This is a genomic window from Micrococcus sp. 116 (assembly GCF_902506395.1).
GTDB classification, from domain to species: Bacteria; Actinomycetota; Actinomycetes; order Actinomycetales; family Micrococcaceae; genus Micrococcus; species Micrococcus luteus.
This window is the reverse complement of the sequence record NZ_LR732370.1, coordinates 196,878-206,830: the sequence shown is the minus strand read 5'-3', so window position 1 is coordinate 206,830 and position 9,953 is coordinate 196,878. Positions and strand designations below refer to the sequence as shown.

Below are 9,953 nucleotides of genomic sequence, written 5' to 3'. Positions count from 1 at the left end.
GGCGGGGCCGACGTCGTCATCGGCCTCCGGCGGCGGGCAGCGGCTAGGGTGGAGGGGATGTCTCACCACGCCCCCGCGGTCCGCGCGCAGGACCCCACATTAGCCAACCGGTACGGCACGAACCACACGCGTCCGGGCCGTCGTCGGCTGTGGGCGGGCCTCGGCGGGCTCGGGCTGGTCGTGGCCGTGCTGCTGTCCGTGTGGATCGGCCTGAACATGTCCGTGGGCGCCATCGAGTACAAGGACGTCGGCTTCACCATCGAGGACGACGGCCACGCGACCGTCACCTTCCAGGCCTCCGTCCCGGAGGGCGTCCAGGCCGAGTGCGATGTGCTCGTCACCGACTCCCACGCCGCCCCCGTCGGCTTCCGCACCGTCCGCCTGGAGACCCTGCCGGCCGACCGGCGGGACTCCCCCTCGGACGCGCAGCAGCGCTACACCGTGGACGTGCGCACCGTGGTGCGGGGCGACTCCGGCATCGTCGAGACCTGCCGCAAGGTCTGAGCCCTCCCGGCCGCTCCGCCCTCGGCGTAGCGGCCGCCTTTGGTGTGACGCACGCCGCCCGGATAGACTCGTCGGAGCATTCCCGCCCCGCCGGTGAGTCAGGCAGGCGTCGCACGGAGCCCTCGGGTCACGCGCGTCCTCCTGGTCGGCGGGGTCTTTCGCATGCGGGCGCGTCCGCCGGACGCGGATCGCGCACCGGACCCGGTGTGCCGCGCCCCGGACTCCGCATCACCCGAGACAGAAAGGCGGAACAGAGCATGACCACCAGCCAGTCCGACGCCCCGTGGCTGACCCAGGAGGCGTACGACCGCCTCTCCAAGGAGCTCGAGCACATCTCCGGCCCCGGCCGCCAGGAGATCATCGAGCGCATCGAGGCCGCCCGCGACGAGGGCGACCTCAAGGAGAACGGCGGCTACCACGCCGCCCGCGAGGAGCAGTCCAAGAACGAGGGCCGCATCGCCGAGCTGAAGCACCTGCTCGAGACCGCCCGCGTCGGCGAGGCCGCCGAGAACGACGGCGCCGTGCACCCGGGCACCGTGGTGACCGCCGTCGTCGCCGGCGACGAGATGACCTTCCTCTTCGGCAACCGCGAGATCGCCGCGGACGACGAGTCGCTCGAGGTCTACTCCGAGCGCTCCCCGCTCGGTGAGGCCATCAACGGCGCCAAGAAGGGCGACAAGGTCTCCTACACCGCCCCGAACGGCAAGGACATCAAGGTCGAGGTCAAGGACGTCCAGCCCTACTCCGGCTGACCGACCCCGACTCCGACGACGGCCGCGGTCCCCTCCAGGGGCCGCGGCCGTCGTCCGTCCCGGGTCCCACCGCGCCCCCGTTGCTACTCTGGCCCCATGCTGACCGTCGAGAAGGCGCACCTGCTGCTCACCCGCGAGGACGGGCTCTCCGAGAGCCCCTCCCACCACCGCGTGGCCCTCGCGGCCGCCGCGCTGGCCGACCACCGCTCCGCCGGGATCGTGACCCTCGAGGACGTCCCCGTGGACCGGGCCCGCGTGCTCGTGACCGCGGCCGGCACCACCGGCGACCCCGTCCTGGACTCCTCCCTCGGACAGGTCGACGCCCTGGCCGGCCGACCGCTCGTGTCCACTGTGGCGGCCGGCAAGCCGGACCTGCGCAAGGCCGTCGTCGCCCATCTGACCGAGACCGGCCGCCTCACCGAGCGCAAGGCCTTCCTGGCCACCCGGCACGTCCCCCGGGGCACCGAGCGCACCGAGCTGCTGGCGCACCTGACCGCCGTGGTCCTCGACGAGGCCGAGCCCTCCGACGAGGACGTGCTCCTGCTCGGCGTGCTGCAGCACCTCAACCTCGCCCGACGCCTGCTGCCGGGCGCCCACGAGCGCTACGACCGCCGCGAGATGGTCCGCCGCATCGAGGCGCTGACGCGCGAGGACCTCCTGGTCCAGGCCGTGCGCCGCGCGGTGGGCGGGACCTCCGGCACCGTCACCGCGGCCGCCGCCGGCTCCGCGGCCTGAGCCGGCCCGGTCAGGGCAGCGGGGCCGGGCTGTAGCCGGCCGCGCGCAGCGCCTCCAGCACCTGGGCGGAGTGCTCGGCGCCGCGGGTCTCCATGTCGATCGTGATGTGCACGCCGCCCATGGACAGCTCCGGGCCGACGCGGGTGTGGTCCACGCGCACCACGTTGGCGTCCGTGTCCGCGATGATCCGTGAGATCGTGGCCAGCTCGCCCGGGCGGTCCCGCAGCGGGATGCGCACGGTCATGTAGCGCCCCGCGGCCGACAGTCCGGCCTGGATGGACTTCAGCATGAGCATCGGATCGATGTTCCCGCCGGAGAGGATCACGGCGGTGGTGCCGAGCTCGAAGCCCAGGTCCGCCGTGCGGCCCGCCAGCAGGGCGGCCACCCCGACGGCGCCCGCCGGCTCCACGACGAGCTTGGAGCGCTCGAGGAGGTGGACGAGGGCCGCGGCGATCTCGTCGTCCGTGACGGTCACGACGGCGTCCACCAGCTCGGCGGCGATCCGCAGCGGCAGGGCCCCGGGCCTGCCGACGGCGATGCCGTCCGCGATGGTGGACACGCTCTCCAGCACCTGGACGCGGCCCTCCTCGAGGGAGCCGGGGAACGCGGCGGCGGTGGCCGCCTGCACGCCGATGACGCGCACCGTGCGCCCACGACGCCGGGCGGCCTCCTTGAGGGCCACGGCCGTGCCGGCGATGAGCCCCCCGCCGCCGATGCCCATGATCACGGTGTCCACGTCCGGCAGCACGTCGAGGATCTCGAGGCCGACGGTGCCCTGGCCCGCGATCACGGCCGGGTCGTCGAACGGCGGGATGAACACGGCACCGGTCTCCGTGGCCCACCGCTGCGCCTCGGCGAGGGACTCGTCCACGGTGGAGCCGTGCAGGACGACCTCGGCGCCGTGGTCCCGGGTGGCCTGCAGCTTGGGCAGGGCGACGCCGTGCGGCATGAAGATGCGGGCGCGGATGCCGAGCTTGGCGGCCGCGAGGGCGACGCCCTGGGCGTGGTTGCCGGCCGAGGCGGCCACGACGCCGCGGCCGCGCTCCTCCTCGCTCAGCTGCGCCATCCGCACGTAGGCGCCGCGGACCTTGAACGAGCCGGCCCGCTGCAGGTTCTCGCACTTCAGGTGCACGTCCGTGCCCACGGCCCGGGAGAGCGCCCGGGAGTGCTGCAGCGGGGAGAGCTCGGCGATCCCGCGCAGCGTCTCGCGCGCCCGCTCGATCTCCTCGAGGGTGACGGGCAGCGCCGTCGGGGCCGGCGGGCCGCCGGCGGGCCGCACCCACCGGGGCGACGGCGTCGGGACGGTCCGGTCCGGGGTGTCCGTGGCCTGCGCCGCGCCCATCAGGCGCCGTCCCCGTGCCGGGTGCCCGCGTCGGCCTCGGAGGCGAGGGCGGCGTCCTCGTGCGTCGAGGGGCGGTACCGGTGGGAGCCGGCCGCCTCGTCCTCCGCGCCGCCCGGTTCGAGGGCGTGGTCCGTCCGCTCCGTGAGCTCCTCGGGGGTGTCGGCGGTGAGGGCGCGGACGAAGCTGTTCACGAAGGCCAGCACCGGCACGGCGAACACGGCGCCCGCCAGGCCGAGGACGGTGGAGCCGGCGGCGACGGCCAGGAACACGGCCAGCGGGTGCAGCGCGACGGCCTTGCCCATCACGAGCGGCTGCAGGACGTTCGACTCGATCTGCTGCACGAGCAGCACCACGCCCAGCATGAGCAGCGCGTTGACCAGGCCGTTGGACATCAGTGCCAGGAGCACCGCCATCGCGCCGGTCAGGGTGGCGCCGATCATCGGGATGAACGAGGCCAGGAACACGAGCACGGCCAACGGGATGGCCAGCGGCACGCCCAGGATCAGGGCACCGATGCCGATGCCGACGGCGTCGATGAACGCCACGAAGATCTGGACCCGCACGTAGGAGCCGAGCGACTGCCAGCCCGAGCGGCCCGCGCGGCCCACGGTGGCCCGGTGCGCCTTCGGCACGAAGATCAGCAGGAAGCGCCAGATGCGGTCGCCGTCGTAGAGGAAGAAGATCAGGGAGAACAGGGCGATGAACAGGCCCGCACCGATGTTGACGGCCGTGGAGCCGAACGAGACGGCGCTGTTCATGAGCGTGGCGGAGTTGTCCCGCAGCGTCTGCCACAGGCCCTCCAGCCCGGCACCGGACCGGGGGATCTCCACGCCCACGCCGGCCAGCCAGGCGATCGCGTCGTCGACGGCCTGGCCCAGTTGGTCGCCCAGTTGGGCGACGCCCTGGACGATCTGCTGACCGGCGAGCCCCATGAGGCCCACCACGACGACGACCAACAGCAGCACGCACAGCAGGGCGGCCGCGATGCCCGGCACCTTGATGCGCCGCATCGCCTGGAACACCGGGGCCAGCAGGGTGGCCAGCAGCGCGGCCACGAGGATCGGGATCACCACGAGGCTCACGAAGCCCAGCAGGTACACCACGACGCCGATGCCGATGACGACGGCCACCAGCCGCCAGGACCAGGCCGCGGCCACCGTCAGCCCGTAGGGCACGTCCTTGTCGATCTTGGTCTGGGCCGCCAGGGTCGAGCTCACGCGCGATCCTCCTCGTGTGGGTGGTCGGGGACATGGGGGGTCAGACCCCACTGGACGCTCCAGCGGGCGTGCGGGGCGAGCCGGTGCAGGCCCTCCCCCGAGTTCAGGGCGTCCGCGGGAGCGGTGAGCGGCTCCACCGCGAGCGCCGTGTCACGGCCGGGCAGCCGGTCCGTGACGAAGACGTGGGTGTAGGCGAACGCGTGGTCGGTCCACAGGGTCACGGCGCGGCCGTCCGCGGCGAGCAGGGTCTGGCGGTGCCGGCCGTCGGCGTCCGGGGTCAGGCCGGTGAGGCACACGTCCAGGGCGGCCTCGCCCACGGCCCGGCCGCGGCGGAAGTCCAGGTCGGTGCCGTCCACCGGCAGGGTCTCCACGGGGATGAGGTCCTCCCCCGTGCGGATCCAGGCGTCCGCGGGCACGCGCAGGCTCAGCTCCGCCGTCGGGACGTCCCCGATGCGCAGGAACGGGTGGGAGCCGACCGCCACGGGCACGGTGGCGTCCGTGTGGTTCTGCACCTCGGCGGTGACGGTGAGGCCGCCGTCCGCCTCGAGCTCGTACGTGACGCGGTGGGTGAGCCGGAACGGCCAGCCGTGCTGGGGGTGGATCTCACCGCGCAGGGTCACCGCGTGGGCGGAGAACGTCTCGGTGACGAAGTGGGTGTTGCGCAGCAGGCCGTGGCTGGCGTGGCCGCGCGCGGGTTCGGTGACGTCCAGGCGCTGCTCGACGCCGTCCAGGATCCAGCGGGCGCCGGCGACGCGGTTCGGCCACGGGCTCATCTGGATGCCGTTGGCGGCGGGCGGGACCACGTCCTGGCCGTACGGCTCGGTCAGGTCCACGCCGCCCACGCGGTACCTGCGCAGGGCACTGGCCAGGCCGACGACGACGGCCTCCGCGGACCCGCGGTGCAGGCGGTGCTGGGTGCCGGTGGCGTCCGGAGCCCCGAAGGCGGGCAGGTCGCTGGTCTCGGTCACGGGACCTCCTGAGTGGCGGCGAGGGACCCCCTCAATCTACGCCCTCGCGGACGCAGACCGCCCCGGCCCTGTGCAGGACCGGGGCGGCGGTGCGGGTCTCCGTGCGGGGACGGGGCGCCGGTCAGTCGTTGCCGCGCAGGATGGCGACGATGCGCAGGATCTCGATGTACAGCCAGATCAGGGTCACGGTCAGGCCGAAGGCCACGGACCAGGAGTACTTCTGCGGGGCGCCGTTCTTCACGCCCACGGCGGCCATCTCGAAGTCCATCGTCAGCGAGTACGCGGCGAGCAGCACGGCGATCGCGCCGATGATCAGGCCCAGGCCGCCCTCACGCATGTTGCCGATGCCGGTCCAGGTGAGGACCAGGTTGACGAGCATGAAGACGAGGTAGCCGATCATGGCGCCCATGACGATCTTCGTCATGCGCGGGGTCGGGCGGAACTTGCCCGAGGTGTAGAGCGCCAGCATCACCGCGAACACGGAGAAGGTGCCGAGCACGGCCTGCACCACGATGCCCGGGTAGGCGCCCTCGAAGAACGCCGAGATGCCGCCCAGGAACAGGCCCTGCGCCACGGCGTAGGCCATGATCAGCACGGGCGAGGGCTCGCGCTTGAACGCGTTGACCAGGCCCAGCACGAGGCCGGCGATCGCGCCGATGATCATCAGGCCCGGCGAGAACCAGCCCACGGCGCCCGCCACCACGACGAGCACGAGCATCAGGCCGGTCTTGCCGACGACGTCGTTGAAGGTCATCCGGCCGGTCTGCTCCGGGCCGGCGGAGGGCGCGCGGAAGGCGTCCTCCATGGACTGCTGGTGCGCGTACTGCTGGGCCGCCTGGCCGGCGCCGAACGCCTGGGCCTGGCCGTACGGGCTCTGCTGCTGGCCGTACGGGGACTGCGCGGACTGCTGCCCGCCCTGGTACCAACCGGGCTGCGCCTGTCCGCCGCCCTGCATCTGCTGCTGGAAGTTCTGAGAGTTCATGACCGGATTCGCCACGGCTCACTCCTTCGGGTCGAGTCGGCCCGGTCGCACGCCGCCGCAGTGAGCCGCGTTCGTGCCCCGGGGTTCAGCACGATCCTATCGGGAGGTCTGTGTCCGCGCGCGGGGTCGGAGCGTGGATCCGCGCCGGTTCACCGGCTGTTCACGGTGGGCGCAGAAGCGAGGCGCGCGGGGAGACGCGTGGTGCCCCCGGCGGGACTCGAACCCGCAACACGCCGATTTTAAGTCGGCCGCCTCTGCCAGTTGGGCCACGGGGGCGTGGCGGGCCCGTGGACGCGGGCCCGGGTGTGGACGACGCCGGCCCCGCCCGATGCGCTCGGACGGGGCCGGCGGCCCGCTGGCTGCGGGATCAGCCCTTCGAGGACTCGAGGGCCCGCTGCCGCTCGAAGCGGCCGGGCTCGAGCTCGACGCCCGCGGCGCGGCGGAACGGGTTGAACGGGGTGTCCAGGCCCGCCACCGAGGTGGAGTCACGGCCGAACAGGGTCTCGGCGACCCAGCCGGACAGGATGCGGAACTTCCGCTCCAGGGTGGGCATCGCGTAGCCGTGGTAGCCGCGGTGGGCCAGGAACGCCGGGATGCCGGCGATCTTGGTGCCCAGCGGGTTGCCCACGCCGCGGCCGAAGCCCAGCCCCGCCACGGTGCCCAGGGACTTGTGCACGTACTCCTGCACCTCGCCCTCGCCGTGGCGCACGGCCATGTAGTTGGCGGCCAGACGCTTGGCCTGACGGATGGCGTGCTGGGCGTTCGGGACGCAGAAGCCGCCCGGGCCGGCCCCGGTCAGGTCCGGCACGGCGGAGACGTCGCCGCAGGCCCACGCACCCTCGAGCGCGCCGGCCTCGCCGTCCTTGATCTGCAGGGTGGGGGTGGCCTCCACGCGGCCGCGGTCGTCCACCGGGAAGTCGGTGCTCTTGACCACGGAGTTGGCCACCACGCCGGCGCACCACACGAGGGTGTCCGCCGCGAAGGTCTCCGCCTCCTCCTTGGAGGGCATGGCCACGAGCTTCATGACGCCGTCCGTGGCGTCGCCCAGCGAGGTGTTGAGCAGGACCTCGATGCCGCGGTCCTTCAGGTGCTCCACCACGCCCTGGGCCTGCTCCTCGGAGACCTCGGGCATGATGCGGCCCATGGCCTCGACGAGGACGATCCGGATCTCCGACTGGGAGAGGCGCTCGTTGCGCTCCACGGCGTTGCGGATGAGGTTCTCCATCTCCGCGATGGCCTCGATCCCGGCGAAGCCGCCGCCCACCACCACGAAGGTCAGGGCACGCTTGCGCTCCTCGGCGTCCGTCATCAGGGAACCGGCGTCCAGGCGCTCCAGGATCTGGTTGCGCAGCTGGACGGCCTCCTCGACCGAGCGCAGACCGATGCCCTGCTCGCCCAGACCCGGGATCGGGAACACGCGGGTCACGGCGCCCGCGGTCATCACGATGTCCTGGTACGGGATCTCGAACTCGTCGCCGCCCTCGCCGCGCACCACGGCGGTGCGGCCGGCGTGGTCCACGGACACGACGGCGCCGCGGACGACCTCGGCGTCCTTGAGGTGCGTCTGCAGGTCCACGTTCACGTGGCGGCCCTCGATGTGGCCGCCCACGACCTCGGGCAGGAACGGGTAGTACGTCATGTACGGGCGGGGGTCGACGACGGTCACGACGCCGCCGCGCTCGGCGACCTTCTTCTGCAGCTCGCGGGCGACATGGAACCCGGCGTAGCCGCCGCCGACGATCAGCAGGCGCGGCTTGGGAGACAGTTCAGGGGTGAGAGACATACCGCCAGTCTACGCACGCACGGGCCCGGCCCCTCCACTCTCCGCCGTCGTGGTCAGGACCGCAGCGAGAGCACGATCCCGTCCAGGATGTCGTGCTCGCTCGCCCAGGCCTCGGTGACGCCCGCGACCTCGGCCACCCGCTCCAGGACGGTGCTCCACAGCAGCGCGCCCGCGCCGATCACGTCCACCCGTCCCGGGTGCATGAACCCCCGCTCGGCGCGTTCGGCCCGGGTCGCCGCCACGAGGCCCTCCGCCGCCGCGCGGAACTCGGCGATCGGCAGGCGCGCACCGTGGATGGCCTCGGGCTCGTACGTGCTGAGCCCGAGGGCCTCGGCGGTCACGGTGGTCACCGAGCCGGCCACGCCGACCACGCGCGCCACGCGTTCCAGCGGCAGGCGGGCGGCGGCGTCGTCGAGGAGACGGAGCGCGTCTGCGCGGGCCGCGGTGACCTCATCCGACGTCGGGGGGTCGGAGCGCAGATGACGCTCGGTGAACCGCACGCAGCCCATGTCCAGGCTGACCGCGCCCACGACCTCGCCCGCGGGCGTGCCGACGACCAGCTCGGTGGAGCCGCCGCCGAGGTCCACGACGAGCACGAGGTCCTCCGGGCCCAGGTCCGCGGTCTCGACGGCGGAGACGGCGCCCGCGAAGGACAGGCCGGCCTCCTCGGCGCCCGAGACGACCTCCGGCTCGACGCCGAGCCGCTCCCGGACGCCGTCGACGAACGCGGCCCGGTTGGAGACGTCCCGGCTGGCGGAGGTGGCCACGAACCGGACCCGGCCGGCGTGGTGGCGCTGGACCAGGCGGGCGTACTCGTCGACCGCCGCGAAGGTGCGCTCCAGCGCGGCGTCGGAGAACGCGCCGGTGGCGTCCACGCCCTCGCCCAGGCGCACCACGCGCATCTCGCGCACGACGTCGGCCAGCGGCGCCGCCGGGTCGGCCCCGGCGCCGGTGGTCTCGTCCGTCCCGGCCGGCCGGGAGATCAGCAGGCGGATGGAGTTCGTGCCGCAGTCCACGCCGGCCACCGTCACCTCCTTCAGCGCGGCGACGCGCTCGAGGTGCTTCACGTGCCGGGAGAGGTCCTTCGTGGGCACCGCCGCGGCCTCGTCCCACGCGCCCTCGCACGCGCAGACCTCGGGCGTCCACCACGGGGCCACCAGGGCGATCGCCTCGTCCCCGAGCGGGTTCACCCCCGGCCCGGCCGCGAGCGCGTGGCCCACGAGGGCGTGCAGGCACTTCACGCGCTCGGGCATGCCGCCGGCCGAGACCCCGGCGATCTCCGGGACGGGCCCCGTGCCGGCCTCGGCCCCGACCCGGTCCCGCTCGGCGATGTAGGCCTCGTGCGCCGCGCGGTGCGCGGCCGCGAGCGCGGGGTCCTGGGCGAGGCGGTCGTTCATGCGCGCCATCTCCCCGTCCGCCTCCACGCGCGAGACCGCCGCCGTCAGCACGGGGTGGGTCAGGTAGAAGGTCGTGGGGAACGGGATGCCGTTGGAGAGCCGCGGCGCGGTGGTGGCCACGAGGGGGTTGCCGCACACGCAGCGGGCGCCGATCTCCACGACGTCCCGGACCGGGCGGCCGAGCTGGCGGGACAGGGTGTCCAGGTCCTTCTCGGTGACGGTGCGGTCCTGGGCGGGGCGGGGGCTGACGGTCATGGTGTCCTCGGGGGTGCG

Annotated in this window: 9 protein-coding genes and 1 tRNA gene; 3 read left to right on the top strand and 7 right to left on the bottom strand. The window is 73.7% G+C overall.

Annotated elements, in window-relative coordinates; genetic code table 11:
- Nucleotides 1–57: 57 nt before the first annotated feature.
- The 3 genes from CITRIK5_RS00955 (at nucleotide 58) to CITRIK5_RS00945 (ending at nucleotide 1,991) form a co-directional block, all read left to right on the top strand.
- Nucleotides 58–504, top strand: coding sequence for a DUF4307 domain-containing protein (locus tag CITRIK5_RS00955; RefSeq protein ID WP_036316331.1), 447 nt, complete (start codon nucleotides 58–60; stop codon nucleotides 502–504).
- A gap of 257 nt (nucleotides 505–761) precedes the next feature.
- Nucleotides 762–1,256 carry a transcription elongation factor GreA gene (gene greA, locus CITRIK5_RS00950; RefSeq protein ID WP_002856531.1) on the top strand — a complete coding sequence of 165 codons (495 nt, stop codon included), beginning with the start codon at nucleotides 762–764 and terminating at the stop codon, nucleotides 1,254–1,256.
- Between the two features lie 96 nt (nucleotides 1,257–1,352).
- A complete protein-coding gene (locus tag CITRIK5_RS00945; RefSeq protein WP_101967353.1) occupies nucleotides 1,353–1,991 on the top strand; it encodes a GPP34 family phosphoprotein in 639 nt (212 codons plus the stop codon).
- Between the two features lie 10 nt (nucleotides 1,992–2,001).
- Here the strand turns inward: CITRIK5_RS00945 and ilvA are convergent, their stop codons facing one another.
- The 7 genes from ilvA to CITRIK5_RS12390 form a co-directional block, all read right to left on the bottom strand.
- Nucleotides 2,002–3,333, bottom strand: coding sequence for a threonine ammonia-lyase (gene ilvA, locus CITRIK5_RS00940; RefSeq protein WP_101967354.1), 1,332 nt, complete (start codon nucleotides 3,331–3,333; stop codon nucleotides 2,002–2,004).
- Nucleotides 3,333–4,550, bottom strand: a complete 1,218-nt coding sequence (locus CITRIK5_RS00935; protein ID WP_101967355.1) for an AI-2E family transporter — start codon at nucleotides 4,548–4,550, stop codon at nucleotides 3,333–3,335. The genes ilvA and CITRIK5_RS00935 overlap by 1 nt, the downstream gene beginning before the upstream one ends.
- A complete protein-coding gene (locus tag CITRIK5_RS00930; RefSeq protein ID WP_101967356.1) occupies nucleotides 4,547–5,518 on the bottom strand; it encodes an aldose 1-epimerase family protein in 972 nt (323 codons plus the stop codon). The genes CITRIK5_RS00935 and CITRIK5_RS00930 overlap by 4 nt, the downstream gene beginning before the upstream one ends.
- A 121-nt stretch (nucleotides 5,519–5,639) precedes the next feature.
- Nucleotides 5,640–6,515 carry a Bax inhibitor-1/YccA family protein gene (locus tag CITRIK5_RS00925; RefSeq protein WP_036384970.1) on the bottom strand — a complete coding sequence of 292 codons (876 nt, stop codon included), beginning with the start codon at nucleotides 6,513–6,515 and terminating at the stop codon, nucleotides 5,640–5,642.
- Between the two features lie 184 nt (nucleotides 6,516–6,699).
- Nucleotides 6,700–6,776, bottom strand: a tRNA-Leu gene (locus CITRIK5_RS00920).
- 91 nt (nucleotides 6,777–6,867) lie between these two features.
- Nucleotides 6,868–8,283 (bottom strand): NAD(P)/FAD-dependent oxidoreductase, encoded by a 1,416-nt coding sequence (locus tag CITRIK5_RS00915; protein WP_036316342.1) that lies wholly within the window; start codon nucleotides 8,281–8,283, stop codon nucleotides 6,868–6,870.
- Nucleotides 8,284–8,336: 53 nt separating this feature from the next.
- The coding region (locus tag CITRIK5_RS12390; RefSeq protein WP_370462556.1) for a DUF501 domain-containing protein at nucleotides 8,337–9,953 on the bottom strand (1,617 nt) is incomplete at its 5' end.

Excerpts from the sequence above, each read along its gene's own strand:
- CITRIK5_RS00945 (WP_101967353.1), top strand. The coding sequence starts at position 1,353 with ATGCTGACCGTCGAGAAGGCGCACCTGCTGCTCACCCGCGAGGACGGG.
- CITRIK5_RS00915 (WP_036316342.1), bottom strand. The coding sequence starts at position 8,283 with ATGTCTCTCACCCCTGAACTGTCTCCCAAGCCGCGCCTGCTGATCGTC.
- greA (WP_002856531.1), top strand. The coding sequence starts at position 762 with ATGACCACCAGCCAGTCCGACGCCCCGTGGCTGACCCAGGAGGCGTAC.
- ilvA (WP_101967354.1), bottom strand. The coding sequence starts at position 3,333 with ATGGGCGCGGCGCAGGCCACGGACACCCCGGACCGGACCGTCCCGACG.
- CITRIK5_RS00955 (WP_036316331.1), top strand. The coding sequence starts at position 58 with ATGTCTCACCACGCCCCCGCGGTCCGCGCGCAGGACCCCACATTAGCC.